We start from the raw sequence: 24,313 nt of genomic DNA on the forward strand, positions 1-24,313 counted from the left end.
AACCACCCGCCGGACCGGGCTTTCGTGTGCCCGAAAAGATCCGAAACCCGTCAGAAGTCCTCTCCCATCAGGAGCCCCCCCATGCGCGCAGTCGTCGTCACAGCCCCCGGCAGGACCGAGATCCGCGAGGTGCCCGACCCGGCTCCCGCCGCCGGCGAGATCGTCGTCTCCGTCGACTCGTGCGGCCTGTGCGGCACCGACATGCACATCCTCGCCGGTGAGACGCCGATGGCGGGCTACCCGCTGATCCCCGGGCACGAGCTGACCGGGACGGTCGTCGCGCTCGGCGAGGGCGTCCGCGCACCGGCCGTCGGGGCGCGCGTCGCCGTCGACCCCAACATGCCGTGCGGCGCCTGCCACTACTGCCGTATCGGCCGCGGCAATCTGTGCGACGCGTACAGCGCCGTCGGTGTCACCAGGGACGGCGGCTTCGCCGAACTCGTGGCGGTGCCCGCGGCCTGCGCGTACGTCATCCCCGAGTCGATGTCCGCCGCTGCCGCGGGCCTGATCGAGCCCCTGTCGTGCGCGGTGCACGGCCTCAACCGGCTGCCGCGGCGTCCCGCCGAGCACCATCTCGTCTACGGCGCCGGGACGATGGGCCTGATGATGGCCGCGCTGGTCAAGCACGCGGGCGCGGCCTCCGTCTCCATCGTCGACCCCAACGAGGAACGCCTCGCCTTCGCCAAGGAGTTCGCCGCCGACTCCGTGGCGACCAGCGCGGACGCCCTGGCCAGGCCCGAGGGATTCGAAGTGGTCACCGACGCGACCGGAGTCGTCGCGGCGATCGAGGACGGCATCGGCCGGGTGCGCAAGGGCGGCACCTTCCTGCAGTTCGGGGTCGCCGACCCGGCGCGGACGGCGGCGATCTCCCCGTTCCGCATCTACAACTCCGAGATCGACATCATCGGTTCGATGGCCGTGCACCACAGCTTCCCGGCCGCCATCGACCTGCTCTCCTCGGGACTCGACCTCGACCCGCTCGTCAGCGACGTGTTCCCGCTCGAGGACTTCGACAGCGCCGTCGCCGCGTTCCGCGCAGGAACCAGCCGCAAGATTCACATCGCTCCGGCCGGGCGCTGAGACAGAGACAGAGGCAGAGACAGGGAGAAGGAACGTGTCCAGGACCGTGCAGAACGCGATGATCTGGGTCTTCGGTGCCCTCGGCGGCATCCTCTGGGGTTACGACACCGGGGTCATCTCCGGCGCCCTGCTGTTCATCCGCAAGGACATCGAGCTCAGCTCGCTGATGGAGGGGACCGTCGTCAGCGCCCTGCTCGTCGGCGCGATGCTGGGCGCCGGGGCCGGCGGCCGACTCGGCGACGGCTGGGGGCGGCGCCGCTCGATCCTCGCGTCCTCCGCGGTCTTCATCGTCGGCACGCTCGGCTGCGCTCTCGCGCCCGGCGCGTGGACACTGGTCGCGTTCCGTTTCGTGATGGGCGTCGGCGTCGGCATCGCCTCCGTCGTCGTACCGCTGTACCTGACCGAGCTGGCACCCAAGCACCTGCGCGGCGGACTCACCTCGCTGATGCAACTCCTCGTCACCGTCGGCATCTTCCTCGCGTACGTCACCGACTACCTGCTGCACGACAGCGGCGCCTGGCGCTGGATGATCGGCATCGGCGTCGTCCCCGCCGCGATCCTCGCCCTCGGCATCCTGTTCCAGCCGGAGAGCCCGCGCTGGCTGGTCGGCCGGGGCCGCCACGAAGAGGCCCACCGGGTCCTCGACCGGCTGCGCGGCGACGAGAGCGCGGCGCGCGACGAACTGGGCGAGATCGAGCGGACGGTACGCAGCGAGCGCGCCGAGACCGAGAGCCTGCGCCTGGCCGACCTGCTCTCCCCGAAGCTGCGCCGCACCTTCGCCGTCGGCATGCTGCTGGTCTTCTTCCAGAACTTCGTCGGCATCAACACGATCATCTACTACGCCCCCACCCTCCTCACCGACATCGGCTTCGGCGACAGCGGAGCCATCGTCGCGACGATGGGCGTCGGCGCCCTCAACATGCTGATGACACTGCCCGCGATGAAGCTCATCGACCGCCGCGGGCGCAGGCCGCTGCTGCTGTGGGGAGCGCTCGGCATGTGCGCGGCGATGGCCCTGCTCGCCCTCACCAACCTGTCAGGCCTCGGCTACGGAGCCCTCCTGTCGGCGCTCACCCTGACCGGCATCGCCCTCTACATCGCGTCGTTCGCTGTCTCCTGGGGCCCCGTGCAGTGGGTGATGCTGCCCGAGCTGTTCCCGCTGCGCATCCGCGCGGGCGCCGTCAGCCTGTGCGTGACGTTCAACTGGCTGTTCAACATGGCCGTCGCGCTCGTGTTCCCCTCGCTGCTGAAGGCGGTGGGCGCCGGACTCAACTTCCTCTTCTTCACGCTGATGACGCTCCTCGCGTACGTCTTCGTCAGGAGGATGCTGCCCGAGACCAAGGGGCGCAGCCTGGAGGAGATCGAGCAGGATCTGCTCGGGGGCGCGCAGCCCCGCCGGACGGCCGCCGTTGCGGTCGACCGGTAATGGCCCGCCGACCGCACGCACGCCGGAGCAGGACCGCACACAGGAGCAGGAGCACGGACATGGCGCAGACCCACGACCCCGCCCGCATCGCCGTCGTCGGCGAATCCCTCATCGACCTCGTGGGCGGGAGCGACGGGCGCACGTACACCGCCCACCCCGGCGGTTCACCCATGAACGTGGCATACGGACTCGGGCAGTTGGCACGCCCGGTCACCCTGCTGACGCGGCTCGGCGAGGACCCGTTCGGACACATCCTGCGCGACCATCTCGCGGCGGCGGGCGTGGAACTCGGCCTGCGCCCGGACGATTCCTTCCCCACCTCGATGGCCCTGGTGGCCCTCGACGCGCAGGGCGCGGCCACGTACGACTTCCGCATCGAGTGGTCCCTGCCCACCGCCGCCCCGCTCCCCGACGATGCCGTCGCGGTCCATACCGGCTCGATCGCCGCCGCCCTGGAACCGGGCGCCACCGCGGTGGAGGAACTGCTCTCCGGCGTACGGGAGCGGGGCACGGCAACCGTCACGTACGACCCCAACTGCCGTCCCGCGCTGATGGGTTCGCGCTCCGCCGCCCTCGCGCGGGTGGAGCGGCTCGTGGCCCTCTCGGACGTCGTCAAGGTCAGCGACGAGGACCTCGCGTGGCTGTACGGGGATCGGAAGGTGGAGGAGGTCGCGGAGGACTGGCTCGGCCGCGGGCCCGCGCTCGTCGTGGTGACGCGCGGCGCGCGGGGCGCCTACGCCGTGGGGCACGCGGCGGTCGTGGAGCGTCCGGCACTGGCGGTCGACGTGGTCGACACGGTGGGGGCGGGGGACGCCTTCATGTCCGGGCTGCTCGACTCGCTCGCCCGCGAAGACCTGCTCGGCGCGGACCGGCGTGCTGCCCTGGCCTCCCTGCCCGCCGGGCCCCTGGCACGCATCGTGGACCGCGCCGCCCACTCGGCGGCGCTGACGGTCGGCCGGGCCGGGGCGCTGCCGCCGACCGCGGCGGAGTTGGACGCGTAGGAGCGGCAGTACCCGCGGCCCCGGTGACATCAGGGAAACCCCTCGCCCCGGCACCACCCGGGGCGAGATCCTGATGCCATGGAATTCCTCTGCTACCACCGCGACCGCAAGGGCTCCCTGGCACTGCGCTACGAACTCGCGGAGAAGCACTGGTCCTACATGGACCGCTACGCGAAGGAGATGATCGCACGCGGCCCGACGTTCGCCGACGACGGCGAGACGCTCACGGGGAGCGTGCACATCGTCGACCTGCCCGACGCCGCCGCGGCCCGCGCCTTCGCCTTCGACGAGCCCGGCTACCAGGCGGGCGCCTACCGGGACGTGCTGCTGCGGCGCTGGCGCAACGAGCTGGGGCGCACCATGTGGGACTTCCCCGGCGGCCCGACCGAGGGCAACCGGTACCTCGTGCTCGGACTCGGCGCGGGCCCGGCCGACCCGGACCCGTCCGTCGACCGGGACGAACTGGTCGCCTACGGTCCGCTGTTGTCCGACGACGGCGCCGCCTGGCTGGGTACGGCGGCGCTGCTCCGCGCCCCGGACCCGGACGCGGCCCGCGCCGTCCTGACCCCGGACCGGTACGCCGACATCGAGGTGCACAACTGGGAGTTCGGCGGGCGGACGTGACCGCTGTTCGCCGTGCCGACCCCCTGAGAAGACCGAGAAAGGCGACGCCCGTGTCCGCACCGAACATCGTCCTCATCTGCGTCGACCAGTGGCGCGGCGACTGCCTCTCCACCGCGGGCCACCCCCACGTACGCACCCCACACCTCGACCAACTCGCCGCCTCCGGAACGCACTTCACGTCCGCGTACTCCGCCACCCCCACCTGCATCCCGGCCCGCGCCGCCCTGTTCACCGGCCAGTCCCAGGAGCGGCATGGCCGCGTCGGTTACGTCGAAGGGGTGCCGTTCGAGACCGCCCACCCCACCACCCTGGCGGGCGAGTTGCGACGCGGCGGATACCAGACGCAGGCCATCGGCAAGATGCACGTGTGGCCCGAGCGGGCCCGCGCCGGGTTCGACGACGTCGTCCTGCACGACGGCTTCCTGCACTACGCCCGCCGCGAGGAACGCCGCAACTTCGCCTTCTTCGACGACTACGTGCCGTGGCTGCGCCGCCAGCCCGGCGTCGGCCCCGACGCCGAGTACAGCGACCACGGGGCGGGCTGCAACTCCGTCGTCGGGCGCCCGTGGGACAGGCCGGAACACCTGCACCCGACGAACTGGGTCGCCACGCAGACCACTGAGTGGCTGTACCGGCGCGACCCCTCACGCCCGTTCTTCCTCTACCTGTCCTTCCACCGGCCGCACCCGCCGTACGATCCGCCGCAGTGGGCCTTCGACGAATACCTCCAACTCCCGCCGTACGAACCGGTGGTGGGCGACTGGACGGACGACTACGCCGGGCACCGCAAGGACGGCGACCACGAAGCGTTCGCCGGCCGCATGGACGCCCGGACCATGCACCGCGCGCGGGCCGGCTACTACGGGCACATGGCCCACATCGACCTCCAGATCAGCCGAATCCGGATCGCCCTGGAGGACTTCGGTCTGCGCGACAACACGGTCATCGCCTTCACCTCGGACCACGGCGAGATGCTCGGCGAACACCACCTGTTCCGCAAGGGATTCGGCTACGAGGGCTCGGCCCGCGTCCCCCTGCTCTTCGGCGGACTGCCCGAGGGGTACGCGGCGGGGAACGTCGCCGACGAGGTGGTCGAGCTGCGCGACATCATGCCGACCCTCCTCGACCTGGCCGGCCTTCCGGTCCCCGACACGTGCGACGGACGCAGCCTCGTACCGCTGCTGCGCGGAGAACAGCCGGACGCCTGGCGGCCGTTGCTGCACGGCGAGCACGTTCTCCTCGGCCAGTCCCTGCAGTGGGTGACCGACGGGCGCACCAAGTACCTGTGGATGTCGGGCGACGGGCACGAGCAGCTCTTCGACCTCGCCGCCGATCCGCACGAACAGCACAACCTGGTGGGCGACCCGGCGGCGGAGGACCTGCTGCACACCTGGCGCGGACACCTGATCCAGGCGCTGACCGGGCGGGAGGAGGGCTTCGTCGAGGACGGCCGACTCGTCACGGGTCGGCCCGTGGTGGCGATCCTGCGCCCCACCCGTGAACTCCTTGAGGGAGTTGGATAGCCGACGGGCCGAGGAGTTCCAGGAACGGCTGGTAGACACGTCGCATGGAGGAACTCGCGAGACTCAGTGAGATCGAGCAGGCCGCGGCCGGTCACGGGGAGTTGATCTGGGCAGCCCAGGGGCGGGGTGACGGGAGCCCGGGGCCGGGGGTGCGGGCCTGGCGGCACGGCGAGGCATGGGCGGTGGCCAGCCCGAACCGGCAGCAGGACCGGCTCATGGTCCAGGGCGACAGCGCCGATGCCGCCGTCCTCGTACGGCCGATCCTGGAGGAGGTCGGCCCGACCTACCGGCTCCTGGGAGAGGCGGCCCTGATCGATGGGCTGGTGCGGCGGCTGCCCGAACTGGCGCCCGTCCACGAGTTCTTCTGGATGGAGACCACGACTTGTTGCGGCGCCGCCACCGCAGGCGTCCGGTGGCTGGACTCGCGCGAGGAGAAGGAGGCGGCATCCCTCTTCGACCGCTTCTTCCCTGACTCCTACGCGCAGCCGGGGCGCGCGGGCGTGCGCCGCTGGGCCGGTGTGGTCGGCGTCGTCGGCGAGGAGGACGGCGGCGTCGGGGCGGAGCCACTGGCCGTCGCGGCGGACGCCTGGTCCGCGGCCGGATGCGGGTTCATGGGCGGTGTCATCACCCACCCCTCCGCCCGCGGCCGTGGTCTGGGCCGGGCCGTGTCCGGCTACGTCCTGGACGACCTCGTCCGCCGCCACGGCCGCGCCGCGCTCATGGTGCTCACCGGCAACACGCCGGCCATCGCCACGTATGAACGCCTCGGCATGACCAAGCACCGGTTCGCGGCGGCGCACCTGCGAGGCCGCTGACGCCCCTCACCCCGCCCGCCGCCCCCGCACCTCCCGCGGCGACGCGCCCAGCTCCCTGCGGCACGCCTTGTTGAACGCCTGGAGGTCCGGGATGCCCACCGTGGCGGCGACCGCGGGGATCGCGAGTGTCGAGGACTGGAGCAGGTGCCGGGCGCGCTCCATCCGGCGCCTGCGGATCCAGGCCACCACGGTGTCTCCCGTGTCGGCGCGGAAGAGGCGTGTCAGATGGCCGGGGGAGACACCCGCCGCCGCGGCGATCCCCGGCACAGTCAGCGGCGTCGCGAGGGACCGCTCGATGTACTCCGTCGCCGCCGCGAGCGCCGGATGGGGGCGGCCGGTCCGTTCGGGCGGGCCCAGTTGGGTGGTGTGCCACAACACCGTCCACACCTCGGCGGCGGCCCGGGCCCGTGACATCGGCATGGCCGCCACGGCGCTCCCGAGCAGCGTGCCGAGCAGTGCCGCCTGCGCGCCGGCGTCCCGCATGACCGGGACCCGGCGCAGCCCCCGCGGGTCGCGGCCCGGCAGCCGGAAGTGCGCGTACAGATGCTCGCTGCGCCGTGACGCGTAGCGGAAATGGGCCTCGGTGTCCGGCCGGATCAGGCTGATGTGTCCGGGCCGGATCGGATGGCGCAGTCCGTCGACCGTCAACTCGCCCGCGTAGCTGTAGAGATGCAGCTGCCACAGGTCGGGCAGCCGGAAGGACTCGCGCAGCGCCTGCCCGCCGTGGACGCCGACGCCCGCGCTGACCACCTCGGGCGGCTGGTCCAACTGCAGCGCGACGCTCTCGGCCATGCCGGAAAATTACCAGCAGAGGCCCGATAGGGCCCACGACGAACGGCCATCCGCTGCCTACGTTTGCCTCATGCCAACCAGTGAGCAGCTGCTGAGCTCCGTACAGATGGCGCGTTTCGTCGCCCACGGTTCGCTCCGCCTCGACGCGGTCGTCCCACCGGAGCTGAACGACCAGGCCGTCGACGTGTTCGAGGCCGGGATCCCGTCCGCGCCGTACGGCACCCCCGTCCCGAAGGCCTACCCGGACGGCTCCTTCGCCCGCCGGCTCCTCGAACTGCCCGCGGTGGCAGGGGCGTTGCAGAGCCTGGTCGGGCCGGATCCGACCGTCGACCACCACGCCGTGCATGTGCGCGAGGCCCGCGAGGGCACCGCGCAGCCGCTGCACGGGGACGCCATCATCGACGTGCGGCCGGACGCTTTCGACGTCCAACTCATGTACTACCCGCAGGACGTGACGCTCGACATGGGCGGCACCCTGAGCGTGCCGGGCAGCCATCTGCGGCACACCAACGAGACCGACACCGGCCGCTACCAGAACCTGCGCGGCCAGAACCGGCTCACCTGCCCGGCCGGCACCGTCCTGCTGATGCACCACGGCATCTGGCACGGCGGGCGCCGCAACGACAGTGACATCCGCCGCTACATGTTCAAGATCCGGTTCAATCCGACCGTGCCGCAGGTGCGCCTCTGGGACACCTCCGACCTCGACGACCCGGCGGTCGGCGACGAACTCCGCCATGTCTTCCCCTGGTACGAGCCCGCCACCGGCCGCCTGGAGATCCACAACCGGATCCGGCTGTGGCGCGCGCTGACCGGCGACGACACTTTCGACCTCGACCACTGGGTGACCCGGGTCTCCAACCGTCCCACCCTCGGGAGCCACGCATGAGACAGCAGGTACTCGTCCTCTACCTCGCCACCTCGGCGCTCGACGCGAAGGTGGTCGGCTGGGCCCGCTACGACGGCACCGGGACCACCGACCACACCACGGGCGACAGCGACGACCCGCCGTACGAGACGGGCCTCGAAGCCCTCCTCGACGGCTGGCGCCTCTTCCAGGCCGCGCAGCTGCTCCCGCCGTATCCGGGCCACGAGTACGACACGTCGTACCTGAAGCACGAGTTCTTCTTCGAGAAGCTGCAGCCGACTCCCTGAGCCCGGCTACGAGTTGGGTGACTCCTGCCCCGGTTCGCGCGGGGGAGGAGTCACCGTCTCGCCGCGGATGACTTGTGTCGGATTCCGGGGCCGGTCGCCCGCCGGGTCGTCCTGCTCCTTCAGAACCCGCGCCTCGGCCTTGAGGATGCGCGCCGACTTGCCCGCGCTGCGGGTCAGTTCGGGCAGCTTCTTCACGCCGATCACCACGGCGATCACGATCAGGACGATGGCAATCTCACTCAGTCCGAACATGGTCAGTCCTCGCCGCCCTCGTCGTCGCTCTCGTCCTCGTCCTCGAAGAAGTCCCCGACCTCGTCGACGACTTCGGCGGCGACCATGCCGCCGACCACACCGACCGCGAGCCCGGCGGCGCCGACCGCCACGGCCGTGCCCACACCCGGCCCGGAGCGGTGCCCACCATCATGCCCGTACGAGGGGTCGTACGAGGCGTGGGGGTCGTGGGCCGAGTGGTGGTCGCCGTGGTGGTCGACGTGGTGGTCGACCAACTCCCGTACCCAGCCGTCGACGACCGCGTTCCAGTCCTGGCGTCCCGCGTCGGCGTGCGCCACGGTGAAGCGGGCGAGCGCGTCGTGGCCGCCGGAGAAGGTGCCGCCGCGCTTGTCGGCCTCCAGGACCACCTCCGTGCCGTCCGGCGTCGTGAGGAAGGTCAGCTCGATCTCCTTGACGGCGTGCGCGTACTGCGGGGAGGGCGCCAGCTCGATCTCCTGGTAGAAGGGGAGCCGCTGCCCGGTGCCGCCGATGTGCCCGTACTCCAGGTCCGCGGACGTGAAGCCGAAGCCGAGCTGCCCGAACGCTTCGAGGATCGCCTCCTGCACGGGGAGCGGTCCGACCGCGAGCTGGTCGAGGTCGCCCTTGTCCCTGGCGCCGGCCACCGAGAGCTCGGTGCGTACGCCGAGGGCGATGCCGAGCGGCTGCCCGTACAGCTCGGTGATCGGTGTCTCCCACGGCAGCGTCACCGTGAACGGCACGCTGTGCTCGGCGCCCGCGACGAGCCGGAAGCCGCCGCCGACCACGAACCGGTCGAAGGCCACGGTGCCGTGGCTCTCGCCGTCGTCCTGCTCCGCCTCGACGTGTGCGACGAGCTCCAAGGTGATGTGCTCGATCTCGAAGTCGCCGCTGCCGCCCTTGAGGTGGACCCGTCCAGAGACGGTGCCGCCGGGGGCGGTGGTCCAGTCGGGGAGGACCGTGTCGACGGTGGGCCCGCCCACGCCGAGCGAGCCGAGCAGTCGTTTGAACACCATCGAGGCGTGAACTCCCTTGTGAGCGTAGGAGATGTTCTACAGACGTGTAGAAGTATAGGGGTGGGGCGGAACTTTCCCGGGGCTTCGCCAGTTTCTACAGTGCTGTAGAAGTATGGGCGCGCGAACAGCGCACGTACGAGATCTCAATCCGAGGAGTACCCGTGGCCCTGTGGGACCGCATCAAGGAATCCGCGTCGACGATGCAGACGCAGCTGGTGGCGAAGAAGAACGACCTGAAGTCCGGGGCCTTCCGCGACGCCTCCATGGCGATGTGCGCGCTGGTGGCCGCGGCCGACGGCACCATCGACGCCTCGGAGCGCCGCCGCGTCGCGCAGCTCATCATGAGCAACGAGGTGCTGCAGAACTTCGACGCCACGGACCTCCAGAAGCGCTTCGAGGCGAACCTCGACAAGCTGACGGCCGACTTCGACTTCGGCAAGGTCAGCGTGTTGCAGGAGGTCGCCAAGGCGAAGAAGAAGGAGGCCGAGGCGCGCGCCGTGATCCAGATCGGCATCGTCATCGGCGGCGCGGACGGCGACTTCGACCAGGCCGAGCGGGGCGTCGTGCGCGAGGCGTGCCAGATGCTCGGCCTGGCGCCGACCGAGTTCGACCTGTAGTCGGCGGCGCCATTCCTTCGGTGTCAGAGATGTCAGAGCGGTGTGGCCGCGTGGAGCGTGGCCGCCAGGGTGAGCGCGGAGTTGGCGGACGACATGGCGGACGCCGCCGCGCCGAATCCCGCCGTCCACGTGGCGAGCCCCACGGACGTGAACGCAGTGGCCCGGCCCTGCGCGGTGGGCGGCGGCGCGAGCAGAGCGGCGACGCGACGGGGCAGCGGACCGGGAGCGGCGAACGCCGCGAAGAGCGGCTCGCGCGGCCCGCCCGCGGACAGGGCCGCCTTGCCGATCGCGCGGGCGACCACCTTGCGGTCACCCACCAGCGCGGCGGCCTCCTCGTCGGCCCACCGCTCGGCCGTGTACGCGACGGCCGAACTCAGCGGGCGCAGAAAGGGGTTGGCGCGGGCGGCCAGGCGCACGGTCAGGAGCTGACGGTGGTGCCGGGCCGTCAGATGGGCCCGCTCATGGGCGAACAGGGCCCGCCGCTCCGCGGGCGCGAGCCGGTCGAGCAGCGAGGTGCTGACGACGATCCGGCCGCGGTCGCCACCAGGCAGCGCGTAGGCGTACGCCTGTGGGTCGGGCAGCACCGCGACCTGGGTGGCCGGCAGGCCGACGAGTGCGGCATGGGCGCGGCGGCGCAGCGTGAAGTGGCGCCAGAGCGTGCGGGCGCAGGCGGCGACGACGGCGAGCAGCGCCGGAATGGCCGCCTTGCCCGCGATCTCGTCCTGCGGCACCGCGGCCCGCACCTCGGGATCCGACCAGCCGTCCGGCAGCGGATTGCCCGGCAGCTGCGCGGTGCCGACGACCATCAACAGGGCGAGACACACCGTGCTGCACACCGCCATCACGGCGGCCACGCAGGTCAGGAGCCGGGTCGCGGTGCGCGGATGCAGCCGGTGCGCGGCGAGCCGGGCGACCGGCCAGGCCGTCAGCGGCAGCACCAGCGGCAGGAAGACGAAGATGCCCACGGCTCAGCCCGTGCCTTCCTCGTCGCCGGCCGCCGGGTCCGCGCCCGAGTCGGCATCAGGCACTGCTTCCGCTTCCGCGCGCCGCAGCAGATCCCGCAGCAGTTGCTCGTCGCCCTCGGGCAGCGAGGTGACGAAGCTGGCAAGGACCGCCTCCCGGTCCGCCTCGGCGTCCAGGACCTTGCGCATCTTGAACGCGGCGAGCCCGGCCTCGTCGGCCACGGGCGTCCACACGAACGAGCGCCCCTCGCGCCGCCGGGTGACCGCGTCCTTGGCCTGCAACCGCGCCAGGATCGTGACCACGGTGGTGTACGCGAGGTCGCCGCCCATCCGGTCGCGCACCCACCCGGCGCTCACCGGCGCCTCGGCCGTGCGCAGCGCGGCCAGGACCTGCGCCTCCAGCTCGCCCTGGGCGCGTCGTGGGGTCCTGCGGCGGGACGTCGTCACCGGCTCCTCCTGGTGGCTGGGTGTGCGGGCCGGTCCATCATCCCTGTTCGCCCGCGAGAGCCCGGCGGGAGGTGCGGTGGCGGCGCGTACGGACCCGACGGAGAGTGGTCGGGAACGACGGCTCCGGCTCGGGCGTTGTCATAGCAAGGCAAAGAGCAAGTAAAGTTCGAAGGAGTAGCCGGTTGTCCGCCAGACCGACGGACCCAGCGGGGCACAGTCCCCGACCACCCCGCCCCATGATCGATGAGCACGGCACGCGGCGAGGTGGTGGCAGGTGCTGAGTGCCGTGCTCGGCCTCCTCGCGGTCCTCGTCCTGACCGCAGGGACCGGCTACTTCGTGGCCCAGGAATTCGCCTACGTCGCGGCGGACCGTCTCGCGCTCGCCCGTGACGCCGAGGCGGGGGACAAGAGAGCGGCCAAGGCCCTCAAGGTCCTCGAGCGGCTGTCCTTCATGCTGTCCGGCGCCCAGCTCGGCATCACCGTCACCGGCCTGGTCGTCGGCTTCCTCGCCGAGCCGTCCGTCTCGGCCCTGCTGCGCCCGGCCCTGGACGGCATCGGCATCCCGGACGCCGCGGTGACCGGGATCTCGGTGGTCCTGGCCTTCGTCCTCGCCACGGTCGTCCAGATGGTGCTGGGCGAGCTGGCCCCGAAGAACCTCGCGCTCGCCGTCCCCGAACGCCTGGCCAAGTCCCTCGCCGGGTCCACGCTCGGCTACCTGAAGGTCGTCGGCCCCGTCGTGCACCTCTTCGACAGCGCAGCGAACAAACTGCTGCGCAAGGTCGGCATCGAACCCGTCGAGGAACTGCACCACGGCGCCACCCTGGAGGAGCTCAGCCATCTCATCGGCGAGTCCCATCAGCAGGGCGAGCTGCCCCGCGAGACCGCCACCCTCCTCGACCACGCCCTGGAGTTCAACGAGCGGACCCTGGACCAGGTCATGGTGCCGCGCGCCGACGCGGTCTTCGTCCGCAAGGAGGCCACGGCCGACGACGCGATCGAGTTGATCGCCAAGCACGGCCACTCGAACTACCCGGTCATGGGCGACCACCCCGACGACGTCACCGGCGTCCTCGGCGTGCGCGAACTGATGCGGCTGCCGCAGTCCGCGTACGCGAGCACCCCGGCCGGGACCCTGGCCCGCCGCCCCCTCCTGCTGCCGGACACGCTCCAGCTCCCCGCGGCGGTCGACCGGATGCGGGAGGCGGACGACGAGTTCGCGGTCGTGCTCGACGAGCACGGCGGCGTGGCGGGCGTCGTCACGTACGAGGACATCGCTGAGGAACTGGTCGGTGACATCGCCGACGAGACCGACCGCGAGACGCAGCTGGCGGTCCAGGACCCGGACGGCACGGGCTGGGTGATCGACGCGGGCCGCCGTATCGACGAGATCGCCGAGGCCACGGGCGTGGAGCTGCCCGAGGAGGAGGACTACGACACCGTGGCGGGCCTGATCGTGGACCGCCTCGGCCGCTTCCCCGCCATCGGCGACCGGATCACGATCGACCTGGCCGGCGGCGAGCACGCCGTCATCGACGTCCGCACCCTCGACCGCCACGTACCCGAACTCGTCCACCTGGCCCGCGGGTCCACCGCCGCCGACACCGAGGAGGAGCCGCGCCCATGAGCTTCCCCATGGCCCTCTTCATCACGGTCCTGCTGCTGATCGGCAGCGGATTCTTCGTGGCCGCCGAGTTCGCGCTGGTCGCCGCCAAACGGCATCGCATGGAGCAGGCGGTTGCGTCCGGCGCCCGCGGCGCCAAGGCGGCGCTCGCCGGTATGCGGGAACTGTCGCTGATGCTCGCGGGCGCCCAACTGGGCATCACCATCTGCACGTTGGGTCTCGGCTCGATCTCCAAGCCCGCCATCTCGCACGAGCTGGACCCGCTGCTGCACGGCTGGGGGCTGCCCAGCGGCCTCAGCTACGGCGTCTCCTTCGCCTTCGCGATGATCGTCGTGGTGTTCCTGCACATGGTCGTCGGTGAGATGGCACCCAAGTCCTGGGCGATCGCCCACCCCGAGCGCTCGGCGATGCTGCTGGCCCCGCCGTTCCGCGCCGTGGTCAAGGTGGTCCGCCCGCTGATCAGCGTCCTCAACATGGTCAGCAACGCGCTGGTGCGGATGTGCCGAGTCACCCCGCGCGACGAACTCGCCGAGGTCCACAACCGGGAGCAGCTCACGCACCTCGTCGTGGAGTCCGAGCGGCTCGGCCTGATCAGCAAGGACGACTCGGAGCTGATCACCAGCTCCCTGGTCGAACCGCTCACCCCCGTCGGCGAACTCCAGACCCCCGCCGCGCGGATCACCTCCGTCCCCGCGGACGCGGATCTCGACGCGATCCTCGCCACGGCGGCGGTGCGCGACCGCAGCCGCCTCCTCGTCCGCGCCGGGGACCGCGTCGTCGGCTCCGTGCACGCCCGCGACGCGCTGATCGCCCGCAGTCGGGGGCGTGCCACCACCGCGGGCGAACTGGCGCGCCCCGTACCGGAGTTGCTGGCGTCCGACACGGTCGGGCAGGCCATCGAGCAACTCCGCCACCGCCGTGCCTCGCTCGCCGTAGTCCGTGACGACACCGGCCGGCTGACCGGCCTCGTCGCCCTCGACGACCTGCTGGCCCGCCTCACCCACCCGCGGGCGGCGGCCTGAGCACTCAACCGTCGTCGGCGGGACTGCGTCCCTCATGCCGGGGAACACGTAAATCGACATTCGACAGCTGTGTCGAAACGTCGAAGTGTCGGATCAAGGGGAGGAAGACAGGCATGGAGATCTCCGGCATCTTCACCGCGATCGTCATCGGTATCGTGATCGGTGTGCTGGGACGGCTGGCCATTCCGGGCCGTCAACGCATCGGCATCCTGTGGACGCTGCTGGTCGGCATCGTCGCGGCGCTCATCGGAACCGGTCTCGCCGGCGCCTTCGACGTCGCCGAGACCGACGGCATCGACTGGATCGAGCTCGCCATGCAGATCGGCCTCGCCGCGGTCGGCGTCGCGGGCGTGGAGAGGCTCAAGGGGCGGCGCTGAATCAGCGGGTGGCCGGCGCGGGGCCCGGCGGCAACCTCGGTAAACGGCAACGAAGTTGATCGGACGCGCTTAGGTTGGTCCTCGCCCCGATTCGCACTGTTCGAAGGAGCCTGCCGGCATGCCCGACTCCGCGCCCCGTGACACCGCCGCCGACCCGCTGCGGACGGACGTCTCCCACTCCGCCCGGATCTGGAACTACTGGCTGGGCGGCAAGGACCACTACGAGGTCGACGCCGAGGTCGGCGGGCAGATCCTCGGCTTCGTGCCGGAGCTGCCCCGCTCGGCCGTCGCCGACCGGCGCTTCCTGGCCCGCGCCGTGCGCCACCTGGCGGGCGAGGCCGGGATCCGGCAGTTCCTTGACATCGGCACCGGCCTGCCCGTCGCGAACAACACCCACGAGGTCGCGCAGGGCGTCGACCCCAACTGCCGGATCGTCTACGTCGACAAGGACCCGGTCGTCCTCAAGCACGCCCAGGCCCTGCTCACCAGCACGCCCGAGGGAGCCACCGACTACATCGAGGCGGACGCGCGGGACCCGGAGGCGATCCTGCGGGGCGCCGCGGCCACCCTGGACCTCGAGCAGCCCGTCGCGATCACCATGCTCGGCGTCCTCAACTTCGTCATGGACACCGACGAGGCGGTCGACATCGTGCGCCGCCTCCTCGACGCCGCCGCACCCGGCAGCCACCTCGTCGTCTCGCACCCCACCACCGAGGTCGACGGCGAGGCCATGACGGCGGCGGTCGAGTACTGGAACAGTCAGGGCTCGGCTCCCATGACACTGCGCACCCGCGAGGACCTGGCCCGCATCTTCAGCGGCGTGGAACTGCTCCCTCCGGGCATCGTCTCCTGCTCCCGGTGGCGCCCGGAACCCGCGGACGGGGAGGTCGAGGTCACCCATTTCGCGGGCGTCGGCATCAAACGTTGAGGGTTCCTCGACACTCTACGAAAGTGTGGTGCCACGCCAGTAGCCTGTAGCAGGATTCGGCTACCCTGGGGCAACGCCCAGTGGAGGAGCCCGGATTGACCAGGCCGACCGGATCGGGGAGCGCGCGCTCCCTCCTGCTCACCGTGCTCGGTGAGTACGTACTGCCACGGGAGACCCCCGTCTGGACCTCGACGCTGTTGCACGTGATGGACGGCCTCGGCGTCGAGGAGAAGGCGGCCCGCCAGGCCCTGAACCGGCTGGCGGCGAGCGGCATCGTCACCGCCGAGAGGTCCGGGCGGCGGGTGCGCTGGGCGCTGACCGAGCACGGCAGGACGCTGCTGAGCGAGGGCGCGGAGCGCATCTACTCCTTCGGGCGGGCGCGGGCGCGCTGGGACGGCCGCTGGCTGGTGCTGCTGGTCAGCGTCCCGGAGAGCAGGCGTGAACTGCGCCACCGGCTGCGCACCCGGCTGACGTGGGTGGGCCTCGGCAGCCCCGCGCCGGGGCTCTGGGTGGGGCCGCACACCGCACGCGAGGGGGAGGCCAAGCAGGTGGTGGAGGAGCTGGGGCTCGGTCCGGAAGTGTCCTCGTTCTGCGGGCCCTTCGCGGGGATCGGGTCCGAGCGGGACATGGTCGAGCAGGCGTGGCGGCTCGGCGATCTGGCCGCGGAGTACGAGGAGTTCGTCCGCGCCTTCGCCGGAATGCGGGCCGAGCCGGGTACGGACAGCCTCCTCGCGCAGGTCCGGCTCGTCGACGCGTGGCGCCGCTTCCCGGCCCTGGACCCGCAGCTGCCCCTGGAGTTGCTGCCCCCGCACTGGATCGGCGTCCGCTCCGCGAACCTCTTCACCGAGCTGCACGAGCGGTGGCACGCGGACGCGCAGGCGGAGTGGGACCGGCTGACCGCCGCGGTCACGCCTCCAGTTTGAGCCGGTAGACCTGCGCCGCGTTCCCCGCGAGGACCAGGCCCGCGGTCGTCTCGTCCGGGCACAGGGCCGCCACCGCGCGGGCGTTCTTCGCGATGCCCGGCACCCCCGGCCAGTCGGTGCCGAAGATCATGCGGCGGGTGAGACGGGCCCAGTCGTGCTTGCTGTAGTACGTGCGCAGGCGGGACGGCGGGAGGCCGGAGAGCTCGATCCACACGTGCTCGTTGGACAGCGCCATGAAGGCCGCCGCGTCGTACCACCAGCCGCGCCCACCGTGCGCGAGCGCCACGTCGAGCCGCCGGAAGTCACGCAGCACGTCGTCCAGGAACAGCGGGTCGGCGTACTTGTTGAGCGCGCCGGGGAACGTGCTCGTGCCGCAGTGCACGACGAGCGGAATACCTGCCGACTGGCAGAGTTCGTACGCGGGGTAGAGGCGCCGGTCGTTGGCGGCGACGCCCGCGTGCACGGGGTGCAGCTTGCAGGCGACCGCGCCGAGGTCGAGCTGGCGCTGGAGCTCCTCCTCGATGGGGTAGTGCAGGTGCGGGTTGATGTTGGCGATCGCCTTGGCCCTCGACGGGTCGTAGGCCGTGAGCGGCAGCAGGTCCTCCACCGGCTGGATGCCGGTCGCCCGCGGGCTGTACTCCGACAGCAGCAGCGCGATGTCGACGCCCTCCGAGACGAGATGGCGGTTGAACGCCTCGGGGTCCACCGTGTCGCCGTCGTAGATCCGGGCGAGGAGATCGTGATCGGCGATGCCCTGCGTCCACTCCTCGTACGTGGGTTTCAGCGTGGACAGGCGCGCCGGGTGGAGGTGGACGTCGATCAGCGGGTGGCCGTCCAGCATCAGGTCTCCTCGTGCTGTTCTCGGGAAGCGGTCACGTCGTCGGCCGCGCGGGCCCGTAGCTCCACGCGGCGGATCTTGCCGGTGGCGGTCGTCGGCAGCGCATCGGTGAACAGTACGTGCCGGGGCCGCTTGAACGAGGGCAGTCCGGTGCGGCAGTACGCGATGAGTTCGACGGCGGTGGTGTCCTGCCCCGATGACGTGACGACGTACGCGACCGGCTTCTCCAGGCCGTCCGTGTCCGTCGCCGCGACCACCGCGGCCTGGGCGACGGCGGGGTGTTCCAGCAGGCGTGCCTCTACCTCGGCGGGGGACACCCAGATGCCGCCGGCCTTGAGCATGTCCCCGGTGCGGCCGAGACACGTGAAGTACCCGTCCTCGTCGCGCACGTAGGTGTCCCCGGTGCGCAGCCACTCGCCGCGGAACACCTGGCGGGAGTCGTCGTAGCGGGACCAGTAGCCGGTGGCGACGGAGCGGCCGCGCACGTGCAGGGTGCCCGGTGTGCCGGTCGGTGTCTCGCGGTCCTCCTCGTCGAGGACGCGCAGCTCGTAGCCGGGCACCGGGCGGCCCGTCGTGCCCGGGTGGATCGCTCCCGGCGCGTTCGACAGGAAGATGTGCAGCGTCTCGGTCATGCCGATGCCGTCGATGATGTCGACGCCGAAGCGCTCGCTCCAGCGGTACTGGAGTGCGGCGGGCAGCGGCTCGCCCGCGGAGGCCGCGAGTCTGACGCCCGCGAGCGCGTCGGCGGGGAGGCCGGCGCGGAGCATATTGGCGAAGAACGTCGGACCCGCGAAGAACAGTGTCGCGCCGAACTCCCGGGCCCGCGCGGCCAGCAACTCCGGGCGCGAGGGCTCCGGTTCGAGCACGGTCGTCGCCCCCACCGCGAGCGGGAACAGCAGGGAGTTGCCGAGGCCGTACGCGAAGAACGCCTTGGCCGCCGACAGACACCGGTCGCCGGTCCTGATGCCGAGGACCCGGGCCGCATACGTCTCGCAGACCTCGGCGACGGCGCCGTGCCGGTGCATCGCGGCCTTGGGCGAGCCGGTGGTGCCGGAGGTGTAGAGCCAGAAGCCGGGGGAGTCGGCCGTGGTGGCGTACACGTCGGTGTGCGGGTCCGACGCGGCCAACTCCCGCAGACGGTGCACCGGGAGGCCGCTCGTGCACGTGACACCGTCCCCGGCGAGCATCCCTCGCAGCTCCGGGGCGTCCGGCACCGCCTTGTCGGCCACCGCCGCGTACGGGGAGTCGACGGCCAGGAACGCGGCCCGTGCGTCCCGCAGCAGCTCGGCGAGGTCGCCCGCGTGCAGCATGGTCGACACCGGCACCGGAATCGCACCGACCCGCAGCGCGGCGAGGAAGACGGTGACGAAGTCGGGGGAGTCGGCCATGAACAGCATCACGCGCTGCTCCGGGCGCAGGCCGATCGCGCGCAGGCCGTTCGCCGTGCGGCACACCCGGTCGTGCAGCTCGGCGTAGGTGAACTCGCCCGCCGGGCCGGTCAGCGCGAGGCGGACGCCGTCCCCGTGGTCGATCCGGCGGTCGAGCAGATAGCGGCACGCGTTGAAGGGTTCGCTCATCGTCGACTCCCCGGTCGTCGGCTTCGGACGGCGTCCTCAGGTCAGGTGCACGTACTCGTAGTCGAACGGCTTGCCGTTGATGCCCTGGCGCGGTGGGGCGATCCAGGAGGCGATCCGGCCGGGCTGGTGCACGGGCCGCATCAGCGAGCGGATGTACGTCTTGTCCACCTCGGTCGGCAGCCAGGCACCCTTGGCGTCCTCCCATGCATCGGCGGTGAGGAGCGCCCCGTCCGGCGCCGCCTCGACCGCGGCGAAGGCGCCGACCTGCCGGTTGAACGCGATGTGCGGCAGGTACAGCCGCCGGTCGATCCCGGCCTCTTCGAGGAGGCGGTTCCAGCGGTTCAGGCCGCTGTGGCAGTCGCGGATGTACTCGCGGCGCAGATCGGTGTTGAGGCCCACCAGCGCCGCGACCTCCCGCTGCCCGACCGCGCCCTCGACCAGCGCGTCGACCAGGAACGAGTCGTCGGCCAGGGCGTGGTCGTCCTTGCGGCGCTCCTCGCCCCAGCGCCCCTTGAGGCCGGAGGTGTAGTAGTTGGCGACGTTCGTCGACGTCTCCGAGCCGAACAGGTCGAGCGAGACCGAGTAGTGGAAGTTGATGTACTTCTGGATCACGTCGAGCGGGATGCCGCCGCAGCCGGTCAGGTCCTCGGTGTCGTGCTCGCGCATCAGCTCGGCCGTGCGCAGCACCACCCGGTCGATGCCGGTGGTGCCGACGAACATGTGGTGCGCCTCTTCCTTCAGCATGAACTCGCACGTGCGCGACAGCGGGTCGAAGGCCGACTCCTTGAGCGTGCCCAGCTGGTACTTGCCGTCGCGGTCGGTGAAGTACGTGAACATGAAGAAGGACAGCCAGTCGGGCGTCTCCTCGTTGAACGCGCCCAGGATGCGCGGCGAGTCGTCGCTGCCGGAGTTGCGGTGCAGCAGCTCCTCGGCCTCCTCGCGCCCCTCCCGCCCGAAGTAGGCGTGCAGCAGATACACCATCGCCCACAGGTGCCGGCCCTCCTCCACGTTCACCTGGAAGAGATTGCGCAGGTCGTAGAGGCTGGGCGCGGTCGCACCGAGGTTGCGCTGCTGCTCGACGCTGGCCGGTTCGGTGTCGCCCTGGATGACGATGAGGCGCTGGAGGTCGGCCCGGTACTCGCCGGGTACCTGCTGCCAGGCGGGCTCGCCGCGGTGCGCGCCGAAGGCGATACGACGGTCGGGTTTCGGCTCGGCGAGGAATACGCCCCACCGGTAGTCGCGCATCGCTACGTGCCCGAACTGCGCCCAGCCGTCCCGTCCGACGTCGACCGCCGTGCGCAGATACACGTCGTCGGTGGGGAGGGTGGGGCCCATGGAGTCCCACCAGGTGAGGAAGTTGGGCTGCCAGGACTCCAGGGCCCGCTGCAAGCGGCGGTCCTCGTGCAGATCCACGTTGTTGGGGATCTTGTCGGTGTAGTCGGCGGTGAGCGCCATCGTCACACCCGCTTCCGGTCGAATTCGGCGCGCTGTCCGGTCCCGTACCTGCGCAGGGCCCCTTCGGGACCCGAGGCATTGGGACGGTTGAAGATCCAGTTCTGCCAGGCGGTGAGGCGCCCGAAGATCTTGGTCTCGAGGGTCTCGGGGCCCGCGAAGCGCAGGTTCGCCTCAAGTCCGGTGAGGGCGTCCGGGCTGAACCCGGCCCGCTCCTCCAGCGAGATCCGCACCTCCTCGTCCCAGTCGATGTCGTCGGGGGCGAAGGTGACCAGGCCGAGCCGCTCGGCCTCCTCGGCCTCCAGTGGTCGGCCCGCTGCCTCCTGGGCCGCGGCCAACGCGGGAGCGTCCCCGTAGAACCTGGTCTCGAGGCGGCTCAGCCCGTTGCTCATGGGGAGCGGGCCGAGGTTCATCGGGCCGACGACGAGCGCGGCAGGTTCGGCGGCCGGGTCGATCTCCTCGAAGACACCGGCCAGTTGGAAGGACCGGTCGGCCGCGAGGACGGTCTCCAGGAGCGTCCCGGCGAAGCAACTCCCGGGCTCTATAAGGGCGATGAGACTGCGGCTGCTCAGGTCGAGGCGCTTCAGCGTGCGCTTGAGGTAGAGCGTGATCTCGCGGGCGAGCCAGTCGTCGCGGTGCGCGAGCAGCAGGGCGTCGTGGTCGAGGACGCGGGAGGCGTCGCCCCGGCTCCGTACGACCCAGGTGCCCAACTCCGGTTCGTTGGTGCGGAGATCGAGGATGAGGTCGTCGAGCTCGCGGGCCAGGGCGAGCGGCCAGCTCGCGTCGCCCTGCCGGTGCAGGGCGGCGAGGTCGGCTGGCGCGTGCTCGGGGGGCCCTTCGAGGGTGATCTCCACGGTGCGGCGCGCGTGATCGAGGGCCGCGTGCACGTACCGGTACGCGATTCGGTCCTCGGTCCGGGTCTTCTCCAGTGGGGTGAGCCGGATGCCCTGGGGTTCGCCCGCCGGGCGGTCGGAGTGGGCGGCGGCCTCGGCCGCGCGGGCGGCGACGGTGTGTTCCCACTCCTTGCGCGGCACGGCCTCGTCGACCAGGCGCCACTGCGCGGCCCGCTTGCCGCCCACGCCCTCCGGCTTCGTGGCGAAATAGTCGGCGCGGTCGCGGCGGACGTGCCGCTTGTCGACGAGCCGCGTCAGGCCGCCGGTGCCCGGCAGTACGCCGAGCAGCGGCAGCTCGGGCAGCGACACCGTCGATGACCGGTCGTCGACGAGCAGGATCCGCTCGCAGGCGAGCGCCAGCTCGTAACCGCCGCCCGAGGCCGTGCCGTTGAGGGCCGCGAGATAGGTCTGGCCGGAGTGCGCGGAGGCGTCCTCGACGGCGCCCCGCGTCTCGTTCGTGAACTTGCAGAAGTTCACCTTCCACGCGTGACTCGAACCGGCCAGCATCCGGATGTTCGCCCCGGCGCAGAACACCTTCTCCTTGCCGCTCGTCACCACGACCGCACGCACCTCGGGGTGCTCGAAGCGCAGCCGCTGCACGGCGTCGTAGAGCTCGATGTCGACGCCCAGGTCGTAGGAGTTGAGCTTGAGTTCGTAGCCCGGAACGAGGCCGCCCTGCTCCGCCACGTCCATCGCGAGCGTGGCGACGGCCTCGTCGACCTTCAGCGACCAGTGGCGGTAGTGCGTCGGGGCGGTCCGGAACTCGACGCGCATGACGGTCCCCCAGTTCTCGATGAGTCCTCGGATGACACAACACTCCACGCTCTGCTGTAGCAGCGTCAATAACCCGTAGCACGTTTCCTGGGTGTGGGCAGGGTCTGGACGGGCGGCGGGAGGCAAAAGGTATGGTCGCGAGCATGACGGCCTACAAAACGGTGAACCCGGCGACCGGCGAGACCCTCGAGGAATTCCCCGAGGCGACCGCGAAGCAGATCGAGGCGGCGCTGGCCGACTCCCATGCGGCATACCAGAGTTGGCGCAACTCGGACGTGGAGACCCGCTCCGCGGTGCTGCGCCGCGTCGGCGAGATCTACCAGGAGCGCAAGGACGAGCTCGCCCGCATCATCAGCCTGGAGATGGGCAAGCCGCTCGCCCAGGCCAAGGGTGAGATCGACATCGTCACCAGCATCTACGAGTACTACGCCACGCAGGGCCCCGGCTTCCTCGCCGACGAGGAGCTCTCGGTCAGCGGCGGCGGCACCGCCACCGTGCGCACCGCCCCGCTCGGCTCGCTGCTCGGGATCATGCCGTGGAACTTCCCGTACTACCAGGTGGCCCGGTTCGCCGCGCCGAACCTGATGCTCGGCAACACGATCCTGCTCAAGCACGCGCCCAGCTGTCCGCAGGCGGCCCTCGCGATGGAGCAGATCTTCACGGACGCCGGCCTGCCGAGCGGCGCGTACATCAACGTGTTCGCGACCAACGACCAGGTCGCCGACATCATTGCCGACCCGCGCAACCAGGGTGTCTCGCTGACCGGCAGCGAGCGGGCCGGTTCGGCCGTCGCGGAGATCGCGGGCCGCAACCTGAAGAAGTGCGTCCTTGAGCTGGGCGGTTCGGACGCCTTCATCCTCCTGGACACCGACGACGTGGCGAAGACGGCCCGCAAGGCGGCGATGGGCCGGCTCGGCAACGCGGGGCAGGCCTGCAACTCGCCGAAGCGCTTCCTCGTGCAGGAGGGTCTCTACGAGGACTTCGTGCGCGAACTGACCGCGAACGTCGGCGCGGTGCAGGCCGGCGACCCGCTGGAGCCCGGCACCAAGTTCGGCCCGCTGTCCTCGCGCGCCGCCGCCGACCAGCTCCTCGAGCAGATCAAGGACGCCGTCGACAAGGGCGCCACGCTGCACACCGGCGGCGGCCGCGGCGAGGGCCCGGGCGCGTACGTCGAGCCGACCGTGCTGACCGGCATCACGCCCGAGATGCGCGCCTACAAGGAGGAGCTGTTCGGCCCCGTCGCCGTCGTCTACCCGGTGGCGGACGACGAGGCCGCCGTCGAGCTGGCCAACAGCTCGCCGTACGGGCTCGGCGGCGCCGTGTGGAGCGGCGACGTCGAGCGTGCCAAGCGTGTCGCCGACCAGCTCGACACCGGCATGGTGTGGATCAACGGCTTCGCGGGCACCCAGGCGGACCTGCCCTTCGGCGGCGTCAAGCGCTCCGGCATCGGCCGTGAGCTGGGCAAGTACGGCATGGCGGAGTTCGCGAACAAGAAGCTGATCCGCGTCCAGGGCTGAGCACGGAGCGGGCAGGGCACACCCGAGCGGTGGGCCCTGCCCGCCTTTTGCACGTCAGGGGCGGGCGTACGGCCTGGTCATGATCTCCATGTTGTGGCCGTCCGGATCGTCGAAGTAGGCCCCGTGCCCGCCGAACAGGTCGTTGACCCGGCCGGGCTCGGTGTGTCCGGGGTCGGCGTAGTACGTCACCCCGACCGCCTCCAGACGGCCGATCATCGCGTCGAACTCCTCGTCGGGCACGAGGAACGCGTAGTGCTGCGGCTGGATCGGCTCGTCCCGCTTCTCGTAGTAGTCGAGCGTCACGCCGTTGCCGAGATCGACGGGCAGGAACGGCCCGAACGGGGCGCCCACCTTCAGACCGAGGATCACGGCGATGAACTCGGCGGACAGGTGCCGGTCGCTCGCGTAGACGGCGGTGTGGTTCAGCTGGACATGCATCAGTGGTGAGTCTCCGGTCTCGGAATCCGCTTCGTGGGATCCGCTTCTCGGGATCCGCTGGAACGCGGCGCCGCGAAGGGGCGCCGGCAGGGAAAGACGCGAAGAAGTACGGCGGGCCCCTAGGGCCTGTCGTCAAACTCCCGTCTGCGCCGCGACGCCTGGCACGCACGCTCGCGGCGTTGCCGAAAAGCCCGAGTAGCTCCGCTACTAGGACTTCCCGGCGCCTTGCGATCGCACGCTTCCCCAAGC

24 protein-coding genes and 1 pseudogene are annotated in these 24,313 nt (G+C 71.2%); 15 read left to right on the plus strand and 10 right to left on the minus strand.

The annotated features are described in order from the left end of the window. Positions 1-81 precede the first annotated feature (81 nt). The 6 genes and pseudogenes from ACOKM3_RS39030 (at position 82) to ACOKM3_RS39055 (ending at position 6,469) form a co-directional block, all read left to right on the plus strand. Positions 82-1,080, plus strand: coding sequence for a zinc-dependent alcohol dehydrogenase family protein (locus ACOKM3_RS39030; RefSeq protein WP_426906022.1), 999 nt, complete (start codon positions 82-84; stop codon positions 1,078-1,080). After that, a pseudogene (locus ACOKM3_RS39035) lies at positions 1,070-2,506 on the plus strand (sugar porter family MFS transporter); the annotation flags it as partial. The gene ACOKM3_RS39030 and the pseudogene ACOKM3_RS39035, both read left to right, overlap by 11 nt. A 59-nt stretch (positions 2,507-2,565) precedes the next feature. Further along, positions 2,566-3,507 carry a carbohydrate kinase family protein gene (locus tag ACOKM3_RS39040; RefSeq protein ID WP_426906023.1) on the plus strand — a complete coding sequence of 314 codons (942 nt, stop codon included), beginning with the start codon at positions 2,566-2,568 and terminating at the stop codon, positions 3,505-3,507. Positions 3,508-3,585: 78 nt separating this feature from the next. Beyond that, entirely contained in the window at positions 3,586-4,131 is a 546-nt protein-coding gene (locus ACOKM3_RS39045) for a YciI family protein (RefSeq protein ID WP_426906024.1), read from the plus strand. 50 nt (positions 4,132-4,181) lie between these two features. Then, the gene (locus tag ACOKM3_RS39050; protein ID WP_426906025.1) at positions 4,182-5,654 is read left to right on the plus strand and encodes an arylsulfatase; all 1,473 of its coding nucleotides are present in this window, start codon (positions 4,182-4,184) and stop codon (positions 5,652-5,654) included. Between the two features lie 44 nt (positions 5,655-5,698). Beyond that, complete coding sequence (locus ACOKM3_RS39055; protein WP_426906026.1) at positions 5,699-6,469, plus strand: GNAT family N-acetyltransferase; 771 nt, start codon at positions 5,699-5,701, stop codon at positions 6,467-6,469. A gap of 6 nt (positions 6,470-6,475) precedes the next feature. On the opposite strand, the gene ACOKM3_RS39060 is transcribed toward ACOKM3_RS39055, so the two are convergent. Continuing rightward, on the minus strand, positions 6,476-7,261 hold the full coding sequence (locus ACOKM3_RS39060) for an AraC family transcriptional regulator (RefSeq protein WP_426906027.1): 786 nt from the start codon (positions 7,259-7,261) through the stop codon (positions 6,476-6,478). 70 nt (positions 7,262-7,331) lie between these two features. Here ACOKM3_RS39060 and ACOKM3_RS39065 point away from each other — a divergent pair, with 70 nt between their 5' ends. Next, entirely contained in the window at positions 7,332-8,150 is an 819-nt protein-coding gene (locus ACOKM3_RS39065; protein WP_426906028.1) for a phytanoyl-CoA dioxygenase family protein, read from the plus strand. Further along, a complete protein-coding gene (locus ACOKM3_RS39070) occupies positions 8,147-8,416 on the plus strand; it encodes a hypothetical protein (protein ID WP_426906029.1) in 270 nt (89 codons plus the stop codon). Before ACOKM3_RS39065 ends, ACOKM3_RS39070 begins: the two co-directional genes overlap by 4 nt. 6 nt (positions 8,417-8,422) lie before the next feature. Here ACOKM3_RS39070 and ACOKM3_RS39075 read toward each other — a convergent pair whose 3' ends face one another. Both ACOKM3_RS39075 and ACOKM3_RS39080 read right to left on the minus strand, forming a co-directional pair. Further along, on the minus strand, positions 8,423-8,668 hold the full coding sequence (locus ACOKM3_RS39075; RefSeq protein ID WP_426906030.1) for a twin-arginine translocase TatA/TatE family subunit: 246 nt from the start codon (positions 8,666-8,668) through the stop codon (positions 8,423-8,425). A 2-nt stretch (positions 8,669-8,670) separates the two neighbouring features. Continuing rightward, positions 8,671-9,678: a sporulation protein gene (locus ACOKM3_RS39080; protein WP_426906031.1), complete on the minus strand. Its 1,008-nt coding sequence runs from the start codon at positions 9,676-9,678 to the stop codon at positions 8,671-8,673. Between the two features lie 161 nt (positions 9,679-9,839). On the opposite strand from ACOKM3_RS39080, the gene ACOKM3_RS39085 reads away from it, so the two are divergent. Continuing rightward, on the plus strand, positions 9,840-10,295 hold the full coding sequence (locus ACOKM3_RS39085) for a tellurite resistance TerB family protein (RefSeq protein ID WP_426906032.1): 456 nt from the start codon (positions 9,840-9,842) through the stop codon (positions 10,293-10,295). 32 nt (positions 10,296-10,327) lie between these two features. Here ACOKM3_RS39085 and ACOKM3_RS39090 read toward each other — a convergent pair whose 3' ends face one another. Both ACOKM3_RS39090 and ACOKM3_RS39095 read right to left on the minus strand, forming a co-directional pair. Further along, on the minus strand, positions 10,328-11,260 hold the full coding sequence (locus ACOKM3_RS39090; protein ID WP_426906033.1) for a M56 family metallopeptidase: 933 nt from the start codon (positions 11,258-11,260) through the stop codon (positions 10,328-10,330). A gap of 3 nt (positions 11,261-11,263) precedes the next feature. After that, positions 11,264-11,704 (minus strand): BlaI/MecI/CopY family transcriptional regulator, encoded by a 441-nt coding sequence (locus ACOKM3_RS39095; protein WP_426906034.1) that lies wholly within the window; start codon positions 11,702-11,704, stop codon positions 11,264-11,266. Between the two features lie 277 nt (positions 11,705-11,981). Here ACOKM3_RS39095 and ACOKM3_RS39100 point away from each other — a divergent pair, with 277 nt between their 5' ends. The 5 genes from ACOKM3_RS39100 to ACOKM3_RS39120 all read left to right on the plus strand — a co-directional run bounded on the left by ACOKM3_RS39100 (position 11,982) and on the right by ACOKM3_RS39120 (position 16,575). Further along, positions 11,982-13,328, plus strand: coding sequence for a hemolysin family protein (locus tag ACOKM3_RS39100; RefSeq protein WP_426907006.1), 1,347 nt, complete (start codon positions 11,982-11,984; stop codon positions 13,326-13,328). Then, positions 13,325-14,347 (plus strand): hemolysin family protein, encoded by a 1,023-nt coding sequence (locus tag ACOKM3_RS39105; RefSeq protein WP_426906035.1) that lies wholly within the window; start codon positions 13,325-13,327, stop codon positions 14,345-14,347. Before ACOKM3_RS39100 ends, ACOKM3_RS39105 begins: the two co-directional genes overlap by 4 nt. Positions 14,348-14,460: 113 nt before the next feature. Continuing rightward, positions 14,461-14,724, plus strand: a complete 264-nt coding sequence (locus ACOKM3_RS39110; RefSeq protein ID WP_426906036.1) for a GlsB/YeaQ/YmgE family stress response membrane protein — start codon at positions 14,461-14,463, stop codon at positions 14,722-14,724. A gap of 118 nt (positions 14,725-14,842) precedes the next feature. Next, a complete protein-coding gene (locus ACOKM3_RS39115; RefSeq protein WP_426906037.1) occupies positions 14,843-15,652 on the plus strand; it encodes an SAM-dependent methyltransferase in 810 nt (269 codons plus the stop codon). A gap of 95 nt (positions 15,653-15,747) precedes the next feature. After that, positions 15,748-16,575 carry a PaaX family transcriptional regulator gene (locus ACOKM3_RS39120; protein ID WP_426906038.1) on the plus strand — a complete coding sequence of 276 codons (828 nt, stop codon included), beginning with the start codon at positions 15,748-15,750 and terminating at the stop codon, positions 16,573-16,575. Here ACOKM3_RS39120 and ACOKM3_RS39125 read toward each other — a convergent pair. From ACOKM3_RS39125 to boxC, 4 genes are read right to left on the minus strand one after another with little or no spacing between them, the layout of a single operon-like run. Then, positions 16,559-17,416, minus strand: a complete 858-nt coding sequence (locus tag ACOKM3_RS39125; protein ID WP_426906039.1) for an amidohydrolase family protein — start codon at positions 17,414-17,416, stop codon at positions 16,559-16,561. The genes ACOKM3_RS39120 and ACOKM3_RS39125 overlap by 17 nt on opposite strands. Further along, complete coding sequence (locus ACOKM3_RS39130) at positions 17,416-18,990, minus strand: benzoate-CoA ligase family protein (RefSeq protein WP_426906040.1); 1,575 nt, start codon at positions 18,988-18,990, stop codon at positions 17,416-17,418. Before ACOKM3_RS39130 ends, ACOKM3_RS39125 begins: the two co-directional genes overlap by 1 nt. Positions 18,991-19,026: 36 nt before the next feature. Continuing rightward, on the minus strand, positions 19,027-20,445 hold the full coding sequence (gene boxB / locus ACOKM3_RS39135) for a benzoyl-CoA 2,3-epoxidase subunit BoxB (protein WP_426906041.1): 1,419 nt from the start codon (positions 20,443-20,445) through the stop codon (positions 19,027-19,029). 2 nt (positions 20,446-20,447) lie between these two features. After that, positions 20,448-22,109 (minus strand): 2,3-epoxybenzoyl-CoA dihydrolase, encoded by a 1,662-nt coding sequence (boxC, locus tag ACOKM3_RS39140; RefSeq protein ID WP_426906042.1) that lies wholly within the window; start codon positions 22,107-22,109, stop codon positions 20,448-20,450. A gap of 143 nt (positions 22,110-22,252) precedes the next feature. Between boxC and ACOKM3_RS39145 the strand changes: the two genes are divergently transcribed. Beyond that, entirely contained in the window at positions 22,253-23,626 is a 1,374-nt protein-coding gene (locus tag ACOKM3_RS39145; RefSeq protein WP_426906043.1) for an NAD-dependent succinate-semialdehyde dehydrogenase, read from the plus strand. A gap of 54 nt (positions 23,627-23,680) precedes the next feature. On the opposite strand, the gene ACOKM3_RS39150 is transcribed toward ACOKM3_RS39145, so the two are convergent. Beyond that, a complete protein-coding gene (locus ACOKM3_RS39150) occupies positions 23,681-24,064 on the minus strand; it encodes a VOC family protein (protein ID WP_426906044.1) in 384 nt (127 codons plus the stop codon). Positions 24,065-24,313: the final 249 nt, after the last annotated feature.

The sequence above is a fragment of the Streptomyces nidicola genome, assembly GCF_050106155.1.
Taxonomy (GTDB): domain Bacteria; phylum Actinomycetota; class Actinomycetes; order Streptomycetales; family Streptomycetaceae; genus Streptomyces.

Bases quoted from the DNA above. Each gene is read 5' to 3' on its own strand.
- ACOKM3_RS39030 (WP_426906022.1), top strand. From the start codon at position 82: ATGCGCGCAGTCGTCGTCACAGCCCCCGGCAGGACCGAGATCCGCGAG.
- ACOKM3_RS39040 (WP_426906023.1), top strand. From the start codon at position 2,566: ATGGCGCAGACCCACGACCCCGCCCGCATCGCCGTCGTCGGCGAATCC.
- ACOKM3_RS39045 (WP_426906024.1), top strand. From the start codon at position 3,586: ATGGAATTCCTCTGCTACCACCGCGACCGCAAGGGCTCCCTGGCACTG.
- ACOKM3_RS39055 (WP_426906026.1), top strand. From the start codon at position 5,699: ATGGAGGAACTCGCGAGACTCAGTGAGATCGAGCAGGCCGCGGCCGGT.
- ACOKM3_RS39060 (WP_426906027.1), bottom strand. From the start codon at position 7,261: ATGGCCGAGAGCGTCGCGCTGCAGTTGGACCAGCCGCCCGAGGTGGTC.
- ACOKM3_RS39065 (WP_426906028.1), top strand. From the start codon at position 7,332: ATGCCAACCAGTGAGCAGCTGCTGAGCTCCGTACAGATGGCGCGTTTC.
- ACOKM3_RS39070 (WP_426906029.1), top strand. From the start codon at position 8,147: ATGAGACAGCAGGTACTCGTCCTCTACCTCGCCACCTCGGCGCTCGAC.
- ACOKM3_RS39075 (WP_426906030.1), bottom strand. From the start codon at position 8,668: ATGTTCGGACTGAGTGAGATTGCCATCGTCCTGATCGTGATCGCCGTG.
- ACOKM3_RS39080 (WP_426906031.1), bottom strand. From the start codon at position 9,678: ATGGTGTTCAAACGACTGCTCGGCTCGCTCGGCGTGGGCGGGCCCACC.
- ACOKM3_RS39105 (WP_426906035.1), top strand. From the start codon at position 13,325: ATGAGCTTCCCCATGGCCCTCTTCATCACGGTCCTGCTGCTGATCGGC.
- ACOKM3_RS39110 (WP_426906036.1), top strand. From the start codon at position 14,461: ATGGAGATCTCCGGCATCTTCACCGCGATCGTCATCGGTATCGTGATC.
- ACOKM3_RS39115 (WP_426906037.1), top strand. From the start codon at position 14,843: ATGCCCGACTCCGCGCCCCGTGACACCGCCGCCGACCCGCTGCGGACG.
- ACOKM3_RS39125 (WP_426906039.1), bottom strand. From the start codon at position 17,416: ATGCTGGACGGCCACCCGCTGATCGACGTCCACCTCCACCCGGCGCGC.
- ACOKM3_RS39130 (WP_426906040.1), bottom strand. From the start codon at position 18,990: ATGAGCGAACCCTTCAACGCGTGCCGCTATCTGCTCGACCGCCGGATC.
- boxB (WP_426906041.1), bottom strand. From the start codon at position 20,445: ATGGCGCTCACCGCCGACTACACCGACAAGATCCCCAACAACGTGGAT.
- boxC (WP_426906042.1), bottom strand. From the start codon at position 22,109: ATGCGCGTCGAGTTCCGGACCGCCCCGACGCACTACCGCCACTGGTCG.
- ACOKM3_RS39145 (WP_426906043.1), top strand. From the start codon at position 22,253: ATGACGGCCTACAAAACGGTGAACCCGGCGACCGGCGAGACCCTCGAG.
- ACOKM3_RS39150 (WP_426906044.1), bottom strand. From the start codon at position 24,064: ATGCATGTCCAGCTGAACCACACCGCCGTCTACGCGAGCGACCGGCAC.